The 13,947-nt window shown below is 67.0% G+C and carries 19 protein-coding genes and 2 pseudogenes; 6 read left to right on the top strand and 15 right to left on the bottom strand.

Going from position 1 to position 13,947, the window contains the following annotated elements; translation table 11 throughout:
* Positions 1 to 62 precede the first annotated feature (62 nt).
* Positions 63 to 323 carry a hypothetical protein gene (locus tag AB8K43_RS08495; protein WP_370893372.1) on the bottom strand — a complete coding sequence of 87 codons (261 nt, stop codon included), beginning with the start codon at positions 321 to 323 and terminating at the stop codon, positions 63 to 65.
* A gap of 2 nt (positions 324 to 325) precedes the next feature.
* A complete protein-coding gene (locus tag AB8K43_RS08490) occupies positions 326 to 706 on the bottom strand; it encodes a helix-turn-helix transcriptional regulator (protein ID WP_259909128.1) in 381 nt (126 codons plus the stop codon).
* Between the two features lie 85 nt (positions 707 to 791).
* Here AB8K43_RS08490 and AB8K43_RS08485 point away from each other — a divergent pair, with 85 nt between their 5' ends.
* Both AB8K43_RS08485 and AB8K43_RS08480 read left to right on the top strand, forming a co-directional pair.
* Positions 792 to 1,169, top strand: coding sequence for a helix-turn-helix transcriptional regulator (locus AB8K43_RS08485; protein WP_259909127.1), 378 nt, complete (start codon positions 792 to 794; stop codon positions 1,167 to 1,169).
* Complete coding sequence (locus AB8K43_RS08480) at positions 1,169 to 2,104, top strand: cation diffusion facilitator family transporter (RefSeq protein WP_259909126.1); 936 nt, start codon at positions 1,169 to 1,171, stop codon at positions 2,102 to 2,104. The genes AB8K43_RS08485 and AB8K43_RS08480 overlap by 1 nt, the downstream gene beginning before the upstream one ends.
* 277 nt (positions 2,105 to 2,381) lie before the next feature.
* On the opposite strand, the gene AB8K43_RS08475 is transcribed toward AB8K43_RS08480, so the two are convergent.
* The 3 genes from AB8K43_RS08475 to AB8K43_RS08465 form a co-directional block, all read right to left on the bottom strand.
* Positions 2,382 to 2,624 (bottom strand): WhiB family transcriptional regulator, encoded by a 243-nt coding sequence (locus tag AB8K43_RS08475; protein WP_368246113.1) that lies wholly within the window; start codon positions 2,622 to 2,624, stop codon positions 2,382 to 2,384.
* 165 nt (positions 2,625 to 2,789) lie between these two features.
* Complete coding sequence (locus tag AB8K43_RS08470; RefSeq protein ID WP_368246112.1) at positions 2,790 to 3,254, bottom strand: hypothetical protein; 465 nt, start codon at positions 3,252 to 3,254, stop codon at positions 2,790 to 2,792.
* A 29-nt stretch (positions 3,255 to 3,283) separates the two neighbouring features.
* Positions 3,284 to 3,502, bottom strand: a complete 219-nt coding sequence (locus AB8K43_RS08465) for a hypothetical protein (protein ID WP_259909123.1) — start codon at positions 3,500 to 3,502, stop codon at positions 3,284 to 3,286.
* A gap of 131 nt (positions 3,503 to 3,633) precedes the next feature.
* Here AB8K43_RS08465 and AB8K43_RS08460 point away from each other — a divergent pair, with 131 nt between their 5' ends.
* The 4 genes from AB8K43_RS08460 (at position 3,634) to AB8K43_RS08445 (ending at position 5,914) form a co-directional block, all read left to right on the top strand.
* A complete protein-coding gene (locus AB8K43_RS08460) occupies positions 3,634 to 3,993 on the top strand; it encodes a helix-turn-helix transcriptional regulator (protein ID WP_006590980.1) in 360 nt (119 codons plus the stop codon).
* Positions 3,990 to 4,592, top strand: coding sequence for a cadmium resistance transporter (locus AB8K43_RS08455; protein ID WP_370893365.1), 603 nt, complete (start codon positions 3,990 to 3,992; stop codon positions 4,590 to 4,592). Before AB8K43_RS08460 ends, AB8K43_RS08455 begins: the two co-directional genes overlap by 4 nt.
* Positions 4,593 to 4,924: 332 nt before the next feature.
* Positions 4,925 to 5,389, top strand: coding sequence for a GNAT family N-acetyltransferase (locus AB8K43_RS08450; protein ID WP_370893363.1), 465 nt, complete (start codon positions 4,925 to 4,927; stop codon positions 5,387 to 5,389).
* Between the two features lie 156 nt (positions 5,390 to 5,545).
* The gene (locus AB8K43_RS08445) at positions 5,546 to 5,914 is read left to right on the top strand and encodes a hypothetical protein (RefSeq protein ID WP_370893361.1); all 369 of its coding nucleotides are present in this window, start codon (positions 5,546 to 5,548) and stop codon (positions 5,912 to 5,914) included.
* Between the two features lie 327 nt (positions 5,915 to 6,241).
* Here AB8K43_RS08445 and AB8K43_RS08440 read toward each other — a convergent pair.
* The 10 genes and pseudogenes from AB8K43_RS08440 to AB8K43_RS08395 all read right to left on the bottom strand — a co-directional run.
* Positions 6,242 to 6,901: pseudogene (locus tag AB8K43_RS08440) on the bottom strand (IS3 family transposase); the annotation flags it as partial.
* 82 nt (positions 6,902 to 6,983) lie between these two features.
* Positions 6,984 to 7,300, bottom strand: a pseudogene (locus tag AB8K43_RS08435) (metal-sensitive transcriptional regulator).
* Positions 7,301 to 7,358: 58 nt separating this feature from the next.
* Complete coding sequence (locus AB8K43_RS08430; protein WP_370893359.1) at positions 7,359 to 9,599, bottom strand: heavy metal translocating P-type ATPase; 2,241 nt, start codon at positions 9,597 to 9,599, stop codon at positions 7,359 to 7,361.
* 58 nt (positions 9,600 to 9,657) lie between these two features.
* Positions 9,658 to 10,251, bottom strand: coding sequence for a YdhK family protein (locus AB8K43_RS08425; RefSeq protein ID WP_370893357.1), 594 nt, complete (start codon positions 10,249 to 10,251; stop codon positions 9,658 to 9,660).
* A 116-nt stretch (positions 10,252 to 10,367) separates the two neighbouring features.
* Entirely contained in the window at positions 10,368 to 10,643 is a 276-nt protein-coding gene (locus AB8K43_RS08420) for a hypothetical protein (RefSeq protein ID WP_370893355.1), read from the bottom strand.
* 178 nt (positions 10,644 to 10,821) lie between these two features.
* On the bottom strand, positions 10,822 to 11,034 hold the full coding sequence (locus tag AB8K43_RS08415) for a heavy-metal-associated domain-containing protein (protein WP_370893353.1): 213 nt from the start codon (positions 11,032 to 11,034) through the stop codon (positions 10,822 to 10,824).
* A gap of 322 nt (positions 11,035 to 11,356) precedes the next feature.
* Positions 11,357 to 12,250, bottom strand: a complete 894-nt coding sequence (locus tag AB8K43_RS08410; protein WP_370893351.1) for a F510_1955 family glycosylhydrolase — start codon at positions 12,248 to 12,250, stop codon at positions 11,357 to 11,359.
* Complete coding sequence (locus AB8K43_RS08405; RefSeq protein WP_370893350.1) at positions 12,247 to 12,876, bottom strand: multicopper oxidase domain-containing protein; 630 nt, start codon at positions 12,874 to 12,876, stop codon at positions 12,247 to 12,249. Before AB8K43_RS08405 ends, AB8K43_RS08410 begins: the two co-directional genes overlap by 4 nt.
* Positions 12,794 to 13,486 carry an MFS transporter gene (locus AB8K43_RS08400; RefSeq protein WP_370893348.1) on the bottom strand — a complete coding sequence of 231 codons (693 nt, stop codon included), beginning with the start codon at positions 13,484 to 13,486 and terminating at the stop codon, positions 12,794 to 12,796. The genes AB8K43_RS08405 and AB8K43_RS08400 overlap by 83 nt, the downstream gene beginning before the upstream one ends.
* 203 nt (positions 13,487 to 13,689) lie before the next feature.
* Positions 13,690 to 13,842, bottom strand: a complete 153-nt coding sequence (locus tag AB8K43_RS08395) for a hypothetical protein (RefSeq protein WP_370893346.1) — start codon at positions 13,840 to 13,842, stop codon at positions 13,690 to 13,692.
* Between the last annotated feature and the right edge of the window lie 105 nt (positions 13,843 to 13,947).

The following is a 13,947-nucleotide window of genomic DNA, read 5'->3' as shown; positions in this document are numbered from 1 at the left end:
AGAACCTCCGGGTTGGAGTGGGCCTTCGACAAGCCACATCCCATTCGGAGGTTCTCGTTCGTTCAAGCAGGCGCGCTGCTACCAACCTGATGGCCGGGTACAACTAGGCGGCGGATCGCAGCCGGAGCAAACGTCCAAGCACCCGCAGCCAAGCCGATCGCGTAGGACAGCACGCTCAGGCCCTCGGCGCCGCCGAATTCCAGCAGCAGTCCGGTCAGCCACAGCACTCCAGCGGCGGCTGGCAGCGCCAAGCCCTGATCACGCCACCACGGCGCGAGATCCTCCGTCACGGGCCCGTCCGTTCCGCAACACACATCACTCATCGTCAGACCCTCTGCTCATCGGCAACCAGCGCAGGTGTATTCCCGCAGCACAACGGCACGTCGCAGTTCGCGTCCATGCAGGGGACCCCGTCGTCGACCGCCAAGACCACGTCCATCAACGACTCCAACGCCCGAGTCAGATGCGCATCGGCGATCTCGTAACGGGTCCGACGTCCCTCCGGTGCGGTGACCACGATCCCGCAGCCGCGCAGACAGGCGAGATGGTTGGAGACATTCGTGCGGCTCAGTCCAAGATCGCGGGCCAGCTGCGCCGGATAGCTCGCGTCCTGCAACAACGACACCAATATCCGCGCGCGAGTCGGGTCCGCCATCGCCCTACCCAAGCGATTGAGCACGTCCAGACGAGCAGCACTATTCAGCATTCAGTGACCATACATCGACGACTGACCCGTGAGCCAACCAAGGTATAGGCGCCAACGAATCGCTCCATGGAGGTAACATCGCTCTATGACGATCAATAGCCAAAATGAAAGCCCGACTGCGATGGAGGTGTCCGACGCCTGCGCTGCTTTGTTCCATGCCTTGGCCGAGCCCACGCGCTTGGCGCTCCTGAAGCACCTCTCCAGTGGGGAGCATCGGGTCCGCGACCTGGTCGACCACATGCACCTTGCTCAGTCGACGGTAAGCAAGCACTTGGCGTGCCTGCGGGACTGCGGGCTGGTGAGGGTGCGGACCGAGGGCCGCGCGTCGTGGATCTCGTTGACCGATCCGTCCCGACTGTCTGACCTGTTCGAAAGCGCGGATGCGCTACTGGCAGCGTCGGGCGCGTCGTTGTCCCTGCGCGAGCACCGTGACCACGACCAACTTGCGACCGAGGAGGCCTGATGGGATCCGACCACCACCACGGCACGGCAAATGGGCAAGCGGGCAGTGGCTTGCGCAACCGCCTTCTGATTGCTTTTGGCATCACCTCGTTCATCGTCATCGCGCAGGCGATCGGAAGCATCATCACCGGCAGCCTGGCGCTGCTGACGGACACCGCCCACGCTCTATCGGACTCCACCGGCCTGCTGGTCGCGGTCATCGCGGCCACCATGATGCTGCGGCCCCCCAGCAGCCAGCGCACGTGGGGCTTCGCGCGAATCGAGATCGTCGCTGCCCTAGGCCAAGCGGTGTTGCTGCTGCTGGTGGGTTCTTACGCGGCCATCGAAGGGGTCCGCCGACTGGTTGAGCCCACGCAGGTCCAAGCCAGGGAGCTGCTGCTCTTCGGCATCATCGGACTCGTCGCCAACATCGCCGCGATGGTGGTCCTGTCCTCCAGTCGCGACGCGAACTTCAACATGCGCGCGGCATTCCTCGAAGTGCTCAACGACGCCTTGGGTTCCCTCGGGGTGATCGTGGCCGCCATCGTGATCGCCACCACGGGGTTCCAACGGGCGGACACCATCGCCGGGCTGTTCATCGCGGCCTTGATCCTCCCCCGCGCTTACAAGCTCTTGCGCGAGACCGTGCGGGTGCTGATGGAGTTCACCCCGAAGGACGTCGACCTGGACGCCGTGCGGACACATGTCCTTGAGCTGGAGCATGTTCGTGAGGTCCACGACCTGCACGCCTCCACGATCGGCACTGGCCTGCCCGTCATCTCCGCGCACGTCGTGATCGACGACGAGTGCTTCGAGTCGGGCCACGCACCGCAGATTCTGGAGCAGATCATTTCGTGTGTGAAGGAGCACTTTCCCGTTTCCTTCGAACATGCCACCATCCAGCTGGAGACGACCGCAATACGAGAGCGAGCATGCACCTCGGTTCAACACACGTAGGGCGACCCCCCCGCCCTCCAGTTGACCGGTCGTAGTCGAGTTGCGGGGACCCACTCCTGGGCTATGAGGTCGCCCCCGGGTCGCGGGATGACGTGCGCCACGAGCGCGACCCACGTGGGCCCCTCCTGTGCCCATTGCAGAACCAGACCCTCGGTCTCAGTGCCGTCCTCGTGGGTGAGCCAGCAGTGCCGTCGACGGCGCGGCGTTGCTGGGGCCGGCTGGTCGCCTGTTGGTCGGTCTTTCAACGGCACGCCGGGTCGGGTGGGCGGTTGGGCTGTCATCTCACCCCACTGCCACGATCAACCCCACCCCACACGCCGATCCACTGGCCGCTGGCGTCTGCGTGATCGCCGCACTCGTCCCGGACGGGACATCGCTGGCAGACCATGATCGCGGCGGACACCTCGGGCCGACTGCCGTTGAGCGCCAGGAAAAACGTCTCGGCGGCGGATGCCTCCCCGCAGGCCGCATGGCTTTGCCACTCGGGGGCTTCTTTGAGTAGCTGAAGTATCGAGGCCATGTCGTCAGGGTCGCTGCCGCCACCGACAACCCCCACCCGAGAGCGACGAGGGGGCGCACTCCCGGTCGGTGCAGGAGGCCCCTCCCCCCGGGGGTCGGTTGAGGGGAGGGGCGTCCAAGACGCTACGACCCTGGGGTGACAACCCCAGCCCGGTCGTCGTCACGCTCAGTGGTCGACGGCGGCGCCCGCGATGATGACGACCACGATCATCAGCGATGACAGGTGGGCCACGTCCAGCGCCCACCCTCGCTCCTCGACCTCGGCGGCCACTAGTTCCTGACGGGCCTGCTCGTCGAGTCCAGGCGCCACACCCGCGACCAGCAACCCCTTGGCGACCTTGACGTCTTCCCTCTCCACCAACGTGCCCCGTGGCGGCTCCAGCGCCACGTCGTGAACGTGCAGCGCGGTCGTCGACCTGGCAGCCATCGCCTCGACGCAGCCGTTGAGCATCCCTTGAAGCGCCAGCGACCCCATGCCGGAGGACAGGAACGCCAGCCAGCGACTCTCGGGCATGACGTCCTCCAACCCAAAGGACGAACTGGGCGAGTCCATCACTGCCTGGTGGGCCAGGTGCTTGCACCTCTCGTAGACCCCACCGAGGTCCATCACGATTCCGTCATCTGCGCTCATGATTCTTGGCTCCATCTCCCCAGCGGGGGTTAGTTGAACAGGTCGTGGTCGTCGTGCTCGCCGGGGTCGACGACGTCCCCACTGGCCTCGTCGATCAGGACGTAGTCCCGCAGGATCGTCGAGCGGTCGGCCCCGGCGAGCAGCTGCCCGCCGTCGTTGGCGATGTCGCCCGCGGTGTACTCGTTTTGGATGACGTCGCGGCCGTAGAGGTCCGCGTCGTGCTTGCTGGAGAAACCTCCCTTGACCACCGACGCGGGTGTGACGACTCCCCCGCACTTGGGGTGCTTGGACTCGTCGCAGCCGGCGATCCCCTTACGGGCATGCGATCTGGGCTGACGCCTGTGACCGAGTGTTCAGTGCGCGCTGTATAGTTCAGTCCATGCTGACTATTGCTTCGCGTCTCGACGTGATGAACCGCCTGGGTCGTGCACTGGCCGACCCCACTCGATCCCGGATCATCTTGACCCTGCTCGACCATCCCGCTTACCCGGCGGAACTGGCCCGAGATCTGGACCTGACACGCCCGAACGTGTCCAACCACCTGGCATGCCTGCGCGATTGCGGGATCGTCGTCTCCGAGCCCGAGGGTCGTCGGACACGATATGAGATCGCCGATTCGCACCTGGCGCAGGCGCTGACGGCACTGGTCGATGCCACCCTGGCAGTGGACGAAGACGCCCCGTGCATCGATCCCGCCTGCTCGCTTCCCGGATGCGACGCAGCTGGGGAGGGCGCATGATCCTCACCTCGGTCTTGCAGGCGATGGGCCTGTTCGCAGCGACCAACATCGACGACATCATCGTGCTCTCCCTCTTCTTCGCGCGAGGGGCAGGCCAGCCCGGCACTACCGCCCGCATTCTGGCCGGCCAGTACCTCGGATTCGCCGGCATCCTCGGTGCCGCGGTCCTGGTGACCATCGGTGCCGGAGCATTCCTGCCCTCGGCAGCCATCCCGTACTTCGGTCTCATCCCTCTGGGCCTCGGCCTCTGGGCCGCATGGCAGGCCTGGCGCGGAGACGATGACGACGATGACGACGAGGCCAAGGTTGCCGGCAAGAAGGTCGGCGTGTGGACAGTCGCAGGCGTCACCCTTGCCAACGGCGGCGACAACATCGGCGTCTACACCCCTGTCTTCCTCAGCGTGGAACCTCTCGCAGTAGTCGCCTACTGCATCGTCTTCCTCGCGCTCGTCGCGGTCCTGGTGGCCCTGGCAAAGTTCGTCGCCACCCGCCCCCCGATCGCCGAAGTGCTCGAACGCTGGGAGCACATCCTCTTCCCCATCGTTCTCATCGGCCTCGGCATCGTGATCCTCGTCAGCGGCGGAGCCTTCGGACTCTGACGTAGCGGCAGCGATCCAAACGGCCCCGACCGGGCGCACCCCTCTCGGTTCAGACCGCGACACCTACCGCGGCAACAAGACCGCCACGGAGCGCTGCAAAAACCCCGCCACCAAGCGAACGAAGCCACACCCTCGGACCGCCCGGATGTGAGCATGGGCCTCGAGGCCCGCGATGGTCGCTATGGGGGTTGTCATCGCACAGGCTGGGTCCTCATCAGCCTCTCTCTGTACCGAGCGAAGCGGTCTCGCGCAGCGCCCTGGCCGCATGCTCGGCGATCACCGCCGGGCCTCCAGCAGCATCCGATCGCCGAAGCCGATGACAGTCTTACCCCGTGCACCACATCAAGGCGATCAGACCTTCCGAAGACGAGGACCTTGCCGAGGGGCTGCTCGCCATTCAACGCGCCGCCTACCGGGTGGAGGCGTCTTTGATCGGCGATGATCGCATCCCAGCGCTGCATGAAGATGTGACGGACCTGCGTACGGCACCTTTGAACTGGCTCGGCGCGTACACCAGCGACCGTCTGACGGGTGCTGTGGCATGGACCGAGAACGCCGACGAGGTCGCCATCGACCGGCTCATAGTTCACCCGGCGATACACCGCCGCGGCTTCGGTCGACTCCTCGTCCAGGCCGTGCTTGACCGGGCAGGAGAGCGCCGCACACTCGTCTCGACCGGGCAAGCCAATCTGCCCGCACGGATGCTCTATCGACGGCTTGGGTTCAAGGATCTCGTCGACGCCGAAGTGGCGCCGGGCCTTTGGGTGACGCATCTCGTACACCTCCAGCAGCTATAGCCCAGCGATGGCGTGCGGTGCGATGGCGGCGTGCAGTGGGGCGCTCGGAGCCTTCGGCCTGGTGGCCGCTGGGGCGGGGCAGAGTGCGAGGGCTTGCGCTTGCACTGGTCATCGTTGGCACGCGCGACTGACACTGCGGCGGTAAGATTCGCCTGCATGGCGACCCGTTACGACTCAGGCGTGAGCGGTACGCTGACCGAGCGCGGTGACCTCGACGTGCGGGCCTGGCTGGCGCGGCTGCTGCTCGACCTCGAGGAGCAGCCCATCGGCTCGACCTCGACGTGCGCGAACCCGGAGTGCGACCGGCCGGTGGACTACATCGGGCACGGGCACGCCCCGCATTACTGCTGCAAGCGATGCAAGAACCGCACGGGCGAGATCCGCCGCAGGGCAGCCCAACAGCTCGACGTCATCACCGAATTTCTGGGGGCGTCCAGAGGCAAGCACGGCATCCCGCGAGGCGAGTTCGAACACCGGGCGCGGATGCTGCGCTGGTGGCTCGAGCAGATGCCGCAGGATGGGTGACGCCGCCGAGCCGCCGGGGTGAGCACGGCACCCTCGACCACGGGGCTGGACGCCTCATAGTCGACTAGCGGGGCCGCCTAGGGATCTCGTCCTGAATCGCAGTCCGCGAGGTGATGTGGTCGGGCACGGAGCTGGGCCGCTTACTGATGCGCGTTGGAGGGTGCGGGCCGACCCGCTGCCATCGCAGACCGGTCGAATCTACAAGCTCGATATCGGCAGAGAAAACGTCCGGGCCGCTGTAGTGGGGGTACTTGCTCCCATCGTCGTGGAAGAGCAGAAGCGAGTGGCAGGACCCCGTGGATCGGTCCAGGTCGTGTGAGAGTCCGATCAATGGGTGCAGACCGCAGCGTAGGCCACCGGGCTGAGGTAGCCCAGGGATGAGTGCGGACGGTCGTGGTTGTACTCGGTCTTCCAGTCGCCGATGACGACCTGGGCGTGGGTCATCGACCAGAACAGATTGATGTTCAGGAACTCGTCGCGCAGCCTGCTGTTGAACGATTCGATGAAGGGGTTCTTCCAGGGCTCGCCGGGTGGGATGAACAGCATCCCAGTCTGGGTGCCGGCCCACTGGGCCAGTGCTGCCGCGATCATCTCCGGGCCGTTGTCGAGCCTCAGCACCGCCGGCGAGGCGCCACGGGCGGCCACGATGTGGTTCAGCTCGGCGGCCAGGGCCTCGGCGGTGATCGAGCGTTCCGCAAGGCCGCCCAGTGTTTCGCGGGTGTGTTCGTCGACGACGGAGAGGATCTTGATCGGTCGGCCGTCGGTGGTGGAGTCGAACTGGAAGTCGATCGCCCACACCACGTTGGCCGAGGTGGCGGTCGGGACTGGTGGCACGGTCGAGGATCCGACCCGTTTACGGCGGCGTCGCACGTGCACACGTAGCCCTTCTTCGCGCCACAGCCGCTGGAGCTTCTTGTGGTTCACGACCCAGCCCTGGCCGCGGGCGTCGTGGTAGGCGCGCCGGTGTCCCCACCGGGGATGGGCCCTGCGAAGGAGTGGGCCGACAACTCGATGTCACGAACAGCGAGAGAGGGTATGAGGGTGCGTAGGAGGTCGAGCATCGCGAGCCCTAGGACTTCACGAGGCGCGCGATGGCGTCGGAGGCTTCCTTGATCTTGGCCTCGGCGCGTCCGTCGCCGTCGCGGATCGCTGCGGTGACGCAGTGCTTGAGATGGTCGTCGAGGAGCCCCAGGGCTACGTTCTCCAAGGCCGCGGTGACCGCGCTGATCTGGGTGAGGATGTCAATGCAGTAGGCGTCCTCGTCACCATGCGGTGGATGCCACGGGCCTGTCCCTCGATGCGCTTGAGTCGAGCGAGGTAGCGGTCCTTGTCGCTGATGTAGCCGTGCCCGGTCGGGGACGGTGGCGTCGGGATGGTGGTCGTCATCGTGGTGCTCCTTTCCATGTCTACTTGGGGCGATGCCCGGTCGCCTTTGACCGGCTGGTCATGGCGCCGGTGTGCGGTCGAGGATTTTGGCGGTGCTGGCGGCCGGGGTGAGATCGAGACGTCGCAACAGCTGGGCGTTGAGGGCGACGACGACGGTGGACGCGGACATGAGGATCGCGCCGATGCTCATCGGCAGCACGAACCCGATCGGTGCTAGGACGCCTGCGGCCAGCGGCACGGAGAGGATGTTGTAGCCGGCGGCCCACCACAGGTTCTGCTTCATCTTGCGGTAGCTCGCTCGGGAGAGATCGATGACGGAGAGCACCGAGCGAGGGTCGGAGGAGGCGAGGATGACGCCCGCGGAGCCGATGGCCACATCGGTGCCGGCGCCGATGGCGATGCCGACATCGGCTTGGGCGAGGGCGGGGGCATCGTTGACGCCGTCGCCGACCATCGCGACCTTCCTGCCCTCGTCCTGCAGCTCCTTGACCTTGGCGGCCTTGTCCTCGGGTCGGACCCCGGCGAAGACTCGGTCGATGCCGAGCTCGGCGGCGACAGTGTCGGCGACGGCCTGCGCGTCGCCGGTGATCATCACGACCTGTACGCCGGCAGCGTGGAGGGCATCGACGGCGTCCTTGGACTCGGGCCGGATCTCGTCGGCCAGCCGCAGGGCGCCGATGACCTCGCCGTCGGCGAGGACGTGCAGGATGATCGCCCCCTCCGCCCGCCAGGTGTCGGCAACGGGCAGTTCATCGAGTCCGTGCTGTTCGAGCAGGTACGGACCCCCGACCTCGATCACCGTGGCCTTGACGGTCGCCTTGACTCCGACGGCCGGCGAGGAGGAGAAGTCACGAGCTTGAGGGACGTCGAGGTCGCGTTCCTTCGCGGCGCTGGTGATGGCGCGTGCCAAGGGGTGTTCGCTGTCGGCCTCTGCGGCGGCGGCCAGCGCCAGGATCTCGTCACCGTCGTGGCCTCCGGCGCGCTCGATGGCGGTGACGGTGGGCTCGCCCTTGGTGAGGGTGCCGGTCTTGTCGAAGAGGACCGCGTCGACGGTGCGCATGGACTCCAGGGCGAGGCGGTCCTTGACGAGAACGCCGCCGCGGGCGGCGCGCTCGGTGGCGATGGAGACCACCAGCGGGATCGCTAGGCCCAGAGCGTGAGGGCAGGCGATCACCAGCACGGTGATGGTGCGCACCACCGCGTCGTCGGGCAGCCCGACGAGTGACCAGACGACGGCGGTGATTGCGGCCGCGCCGAGGGCGAACCAGAACAGCCAGGCCGCCGCGGTATCGGCGATCCGCTGGGCGCGGGAGGAGGAGGCCTGGGCGTCGGCGACTAGCTTCTGGATGCCGGCCAGGGCGGTGTCGTCACCGGTGGCGGTGACTTCGACCCGGAGGCCGGAGTCGGTCGCGACGGTCCCGGCAACCACGGTCTCGCCCGCCTGGCGGCGGACGGTCTTGGACTCCCCGGTGACCATCGACTCATCCATCGACGCTGAACCGTCGACGATTCTCCCGTCGGCAGGGACCGCCGAGCCTGGGCGGACTATGACCACGTCGCCGACGGCCAGGTCAGTGGGCGCGACCTTCACGACCTGGTCGCCGTCGACCTTCTCGGCCTCGTCGGGCAGGAGCGCGGCCAGGGAGTCCAGGGCCGAGGTGGTCTGGGCCAGGGAGCGCATCTCGATCCAGTGGCCGAGCAGCATGATGACCACCAGGAGCGCGAGCTCCCACCAGAAGTTCAGCTCATGATCCAGGATGTGCAGCGTCGCGCCCCAGGAGGCGATGAACGCGACCGTGATCGCCAATCCGATCAGCAGCATCATCCCGGGCTTGCGGGAGCGGACCTCGCTCAGTGCACCGGTGAGGAACGGCCAGCCACCCCAGGCGTAGACGATGGTGCCGAGGACGGGCGAGACCCACCACACCCGCTCGGCGTTGGGGAGGTGGTAGCCGACGAGGTGGGCGAACCTCTCGTTGAAACCGACCACCGGGACTGCGAGGACGAGCATGATCCAGAACAGCCGCCGGAACTGCCCGACATGATCTCCATGACCCGCGTGACCGCCATGCCCAACGTGGTCGCCGTGACCGGAGTGGTGGTCGTTGCTCTGCTGAGCGGCGCCGCTTTCGGAGTGATCTCCGTGCCCGGCGTGCTCCTCGTGGCCGGTGTGGTGAGCATGGTGCTCGTCCCCGACATCCTGGGCGTGCTGCTGATGGCCAGCGTGATCCGCCCGGGCCTGGTCGGTTGGGGCGTGGCCCGTATGGCCCTTGGGGTGGCGGCTGGTGTGTTCGTTCATGTTCGTCTCTCCGGGTGTGCCGACGCTTGTGGCGGCGCTGATCGCGGCGCGTCTGCGTCTAGGAAGCGGGCTGTATCTCGCTCTCGACGACCCACTTGTGGTTGGTCATGGTCATGCCGCCGGCTTCGAAGTCGACGACGTAGACGGTCTCCTCGGTCGAGGAGGCGACCGTGGCCGTCGCGCCGTCCATGCCGTCCATGTGTGCGGCGTCGAGGGTGACCTCGGTGCCGTCGGCCAGCCGCTCGTCTCCGGCGTCGGCGAGTTCTTCCTGGACGACCCAGCGGTGATCGGTGATGGGGTCGCCACCGGTGGTGGGGGTGTAGTCGACGGAGTACGTGTAGGTGTCGTAGGCGCCCACGATCGTCGCGGTCGCGCCGTCCATGCCCTCCATGTGGTCCGCGGCCAGGGTGACCTCGGTGCCGACCGGGTAGGCGGGGTCGGTGGCCTCGGTCATGCCTTCAGGGACCGGGCCGCCGTCGGCCGGGTGGTCCATCCCGCCATGCTCGCCGTGCTCCTGTGAGGAGCCCGCAGGCGAGTCCTCATCCGCGTTGTCGCCAGCGCATCCGGCCAGCACAACGGCGACGCTGAGCAGTCCGGCGCCGACGACGGCACCCAGACGTCGGTTCGCGGCCCGGTTCATGCGTCTGCTCATGACGTTTCCTTCCTCGTGATCGTTTTCGCCAGGTCGTGGGCCGGACGCTGGCCTCGTGCCCGTGTGAGTGGTTCTCGGGGCACGAAAGCCAGGACGTCCGGTTGCGTGACCCGGTCTCAGGCCGCGTTCGCGTAGCGGTCGGGGTCGGCGTCGAACAGGGGTCCGCAGGCGGCGCAGCACAGCCAGTACCGCTGCCCGTCGTGGTCGCGGACCAGGCCAGCGGCCTCGGCGTCGGCCTTGACGACCGGGGTGCCGACCATGACGGGGCACTGGGCCATTTCGGCCGCGGGGGTCTGGGCGAGGGCCTCGGCGCTGGGGCCGTGGCCACTGCATCCGCCGTCGGATGCGGGAGTGCTCGCGGTGTCGGTGTGGTGGTGGTCGTGTGCAGTCATCGGAGGTGTCGTTTCGGTAGTGGTGATGACATGGAGCGGGTGGTCAGGCGTTCACGGGTTCGCGTGCCGGCGCGGGAGCGTCACCGGTGGGCGCGGTCTGGTCGTCGGCCTTTGCCTTGAACGTGCGCAACCGCAGGCTGTTGGAGACCACAGGCCGAGCCGCGCAGGCGCCTTCATCTCAGCTCCTGACCGCGGCGTAGCCGGCCTCGTCGACCGCCGCGATTACCGCAGCATCGTCGACCGGCTGCTCACCGGTCACGGCCAGCTGCCCGGTCTGGGCACTGACCTCCACCCCGGTCACGCCCGGAACCTGCGAGACCTCGGCTCGCACCGATCCCTCGCAGTGTTCGCAGGTCATCCCGGTCACCTGGTACTCGGTCGTGGTTGCCATGATGTAGAACTCCTTCACTCGTGTACGACTTGGACATGTCCGACCATATACCCCCTAGGGGTATGAATCACTCGGCGAGGATTTGCCGCCGGTTCATGTGGCCTTGGGCGGCTTGGGAATCGCGATGAGGGAAATGACGGGCCTTACCCCCGTGTCCAAGATCCGGGGGTAAGGCCCGCAGAATGTTCGAGGCAGGACCAACCCTCACGTCGCGGAATGGTGATTCGATCCCGATCGTATTGAGGTTGGATGAAGGCCACCGCGCTGCCGGTGGAGGATCGGCGCCGCGGAGTCCGAGACCTGGTCGCACAGGCACGACGACTCACTGGACCAATGTCTGGGTGGTCCTTCCTGCATCCGTGGTGCTGATCACGCGCCCGTCGACGGACGCGATGATCTCCAGTTGTCCGTCACTAGTGCGGCCCGCCCACAACGCTTCGGCCGGCCCGATGCTCCCCGGATGAAGGGTCCAGGTCTGGCCGGCGTCGCTGCTGGTTGCCAGTCTGCCCGCGGCTGAAGAGGTGACGATGGTCTCCTCGTCGGCCCAGGCGGCGAGGACGGCGACCTCTGGTGGGGCGAGGGAGGTCCAGGTGGTGCCCTCGTCCTGACTCATGAGCAGGCCAGCGCTTGTGGTGGCCAGCACCTTCCCGGACGTGGGGGAAGCGGCCAGCACCCGTGGCGGTGAGGGAATGTCCCGCGTATCCCAGGTCTCTTTGTCGCTGGTGTGTCGAAGCGTTCCGTCGAACCCGATGACGCCGTTTGGGCCGGCGGTCAGAGCGTGGAAATCCGAGCGCCCGCCGCGTGAGGCGACCTGCCAGGTGCGACCCGTGTCCTGTGACGTGATGAGACCTACTGGCTGGGGGAGGTCGGTACCGGGTGCTGGATGGCCGGAGGCATACAGAGTGCCGTCGTCGCCGATGGTGAAGCCCATCAGGTCGATGGCAGGACCGTTGCGGACGAGCTTGCCGTCGACCTGCTGGAACAAACCTTGATGGGTCGCCACCAGCACGTCGCCGGTTCGTGGATGTCGAGCGATCCCATGAACATGGATCAAGGGTGCGGGCTGTTGGCTCGCGTCGCTTCCCGCTGGGCTGGACGACTCACCGCCAGTGGACTGCGGTGTCCCGGTCTCGGATGTCGAAGAGCACCCGGCCAGCAGCGCCACCGCAGCCACCACAGCGATACCTCGGGCGACACGTCGTCGACGGGGCCTCATGCGATGTACTCCAACGCGATCATCATGCCGCCCTCTGCGTGGTAGATGTTGTGGCAGTGGATCATCCAGTCGCCCTCGTTGTCGGCGTCGAGGTCGATGGCGAAAGACTGCATAGGGGCCATGAGGACAGTGTCCTTCCTGAGCCCGGAGGGCAGGGCAAAGGTGTGGCCGTGCACATGCACCGGGTGAGTCATCATCGTCATGTTGGTGGCGTTGATCCGCAGTCGTTGCCCGGCCCGGACGGTCAGGGGCTCGTTCTTGCCGAACGGAGCTCCGTTCATCCCCCATGCGTAGGGCTGCATCGATCCGGTGAGAGTGAGCCGCGCGGTTGCATCGGGTCTCCTGCTGGGCAGCTTGGCTGCCTGGGCGGGTCTCAGGTCGGAGCCGATGAGGACCCGTCCGGTCAATTCTCGTGGGCTGGCGTCCCCGCCGGGTGCGGCGCCGCTTCCGGTGCGGGCTACGGCCATGGCCTGACCGCCGCTGGCCTTGCCGACCGGCTTGGCCACCAAGGGGAAGGCCCCGTCGCCGAGGGTGACAATCGCGTCATAACGTTCGCCCATCCCGATATAGAACGCGTCCGTCTCGGTCGGCTCGACCGGGAACCCATCGCTGTGCGTGATCGTCATCCGGTGCCCCCCGAGAGCAACGGTGAAGATGGTGTCGGAGGCGGCATTGCCCGATGAGGATGAGCGCGGGGACGACGAGCAGGCCGTGCCTGGCGGGCCCAAGGGCAAGCAGGAGTCCAGCGACGGCGGGTCCCAAGAGCCACAGCACTTCTTCGGTGACTGCGTCGAGCGCGTACGCAGTCCGGGTGGACGAGGGGGCCAGCGCACGCCACTGGGCGCGCATCGCTGGACCCAGCGGTGGTGCCAGCAGGCCTTGGGCGACGGCGACCGTCCACCACGCTGCGGGGCTGGTGACCTCGGCTGCCGCCATCCCGGTTGCAGCAACCAAGGCCAGTGCCATGCCGACCCCGAGCGGGATCAGTACACGACGCTGACCGTGCCGATCGATCAGCCGGGACTTGACCGGCATCGACAGCGAGGTCAGAGCCACCAGGGACATGGCCGTCGCCGCGACGGCGAATGAGCCAGACGCCTGGCGGACAGCGAAGAGGAACAGCAGCGGCAGCATCGCGTACGCGCTGCGACCCAGCGACGACAGCACATACGTGCGCCGCGTCGTCGAGGAGGCGAGAAGCTGGCGATAGCTGCCGGCACCAGAGGTGCCGGTCATAGGAACGACTCCGCATCAGAACAAGCCCACAGTCAGCAGCGGGCAACGGCTCAGGGACACGCGCGCCGAAGATCAGCGCCCGTGCGGCCTAGTGCGGAGACGGGGTCATACCCCCAAAGTAGCGCAGCACCGCGTCACGGTCTTACTCAACTCGGCACGACCGCCGAGCGGCATGAGCGTGAGACCGGCAGCTTCGGCTCGCGTTAGAAGCCGCTGGTGTGCAGGACGATCCCGGCTACCGAGAGCAGGCCCAAGACCAGGGGGGTGATCGCGGCGGCTAAGAAGGCCTCGTCGGTCGTGACGAATAGGACGTGCTGCCCGAGGAGGAAGGCGAGGCGGGGAAGGTCGGTGCGCATGGTGTCTCTGATCGAGAGAGAAGGACGGCCCTCAGGCCCTTGGGCCGAGTAGCCGTCCTCGGAGACGATCGCCGCGTGTCACCCGGGGCGCGTGACCCCCGGACC

The sequence above is a fragment of the Janibacter sp. GXQ6167 genome (assembly GCF_041365945.1).
GTDB lineage: Bacteria > Actinomycetota > Actinomycetes > Actinomycetales > Dermatophilaceae > JBGFSK01.
The sequence above is the reverse complement of the archived record's forward strand: the minus strand, read 5'-3'. Positions and strand labels throughout refer to the sequence as shown.

Excerpts from the sequence above, each read along its gene's own strand:
- AB8K43_RS08495 (WP_370893372.1), bottom strand. The coding sequence starts at position 323 with ATGAGTGATGTGTGTTGCGGAACGGACGGGCCCGTGACGGAGGATCTC.
- AB8K43_RS08395 (WP_370893346.1), bottom strand. The coding sequence starts at position 13,842 with ATGCGCACCGACCTTCCCCGCCTCGCCTTCCTCCTCGGGCAGCACGTC.
- AB8K43_RS08460 (WP_006590980.1), top strand. The coding sequence starts at position 3,634 with ATGCTGACTATTGCTTCGCGTCTCGACGTGATGAACCGCCTGGGTCGT.
- AB8K43_RS08400 (WP_370893348.1), bottom strand. The coding sequence starts at position 13,486 with ATGACCGGCACCTCTGGTGCCGGCAGCTATCGCCAGCTTCTCGCCTCC.
- AB8K43_RS08480 (WP_259909126.1), top strand. The coding sequence starts at position 1,169 with ATGGGATCCGACCACCACCACGGCACGGCAAATGGGCAAGCGGGCAGT.
- AB8K43_RS08420 (WP_370893355.1), bottom strand. The coding sequence starts at position 10,643 with ATGACTGCACACGACCACCACCACACCGACACCGCGAGCACTCCCGCA.
- AB8K43_RS08490 (WP_259909128.1), bottom strand. The coding sequence starts at position 706 with ATGCTGAATAGTGCTGCTCGTCTGGACGTGCTCAATCGCTTGGGTAGG.
- AB8K43_RS08405 (WP_370893350.1), bottom strand. The coding sequence starts at position 12,876 with ATGACGATCACGCACAGCGATGGGTTCCCGGTCGAGCCGACCGAGACG.
- AB8K43_RS08425 (WP_370893357.1), bottom strand. The coding sequence starts at position 10,251 with ATGAGCAGACGCATGAACCGGGCCGCGAACCGACGTCTGGGTGCCGTC.
- AB8K43_RS08410 (WP_370893351.1), bottom strand. The coding sequence starts at position 12,250 with ATGAGGCCCCGTCGACGACGTGTCGCCCGAGGTATCGCTGTGGTGGCT.
- AB8K43_RS08430 (WP_370893359.1), bottom strand. The coding sequence starts at position 9,599 with ATGAACGAACACACCAGCCGCCACCCCAAGGGCCATACGGGCCACGCC.
- AB8K43_RS08445 (WP_370893361.1), top strand. The coding sequence starts at position 5,546 with ATGGCGACCCGTTACGACTCAGGCGTGAGCGGTACGCTGACCGAGCGC.
- AB8K43_RS08455 (WP_370893365.1), top strand. The coding sequence starts at position 3,990 with ATGATCCTCACCTCGGTCTTGCAGGCGATGGGCCTGTTCGCAGCGACC.
- AB8K43_RS08415 (WP_370893353.1), bottom strand. The coding sequence starts at position 11,034 with ATGGCAACCACGACCGAGTACCAGGTGACCGGGATGACCTGCGAACAC.
- AB8K43_RS08470 (WP_368246112.1), bottom strand. The coding sequence starts at position 3,254 with ATGAGCGCAGATGACGGAATCGTGATGGACCTCGGTGGGGTCTACGAG.
- AB8K43_RS08475 (WP_368246113.1), bottom strand. The coding sequence starts at position 2,624 with ATGGCCTCGATACTTCAGCTACTCAAAGAAGCCCCCGAGTGGCAAAGC.
- AB8K43_RS08485 (WP_259909127.1), top strand. The coding sequence starts at position 792 with ATGACGATCAATAGCCAAAATGAAAGCCCGACTGCGATGGAGGTGTCC.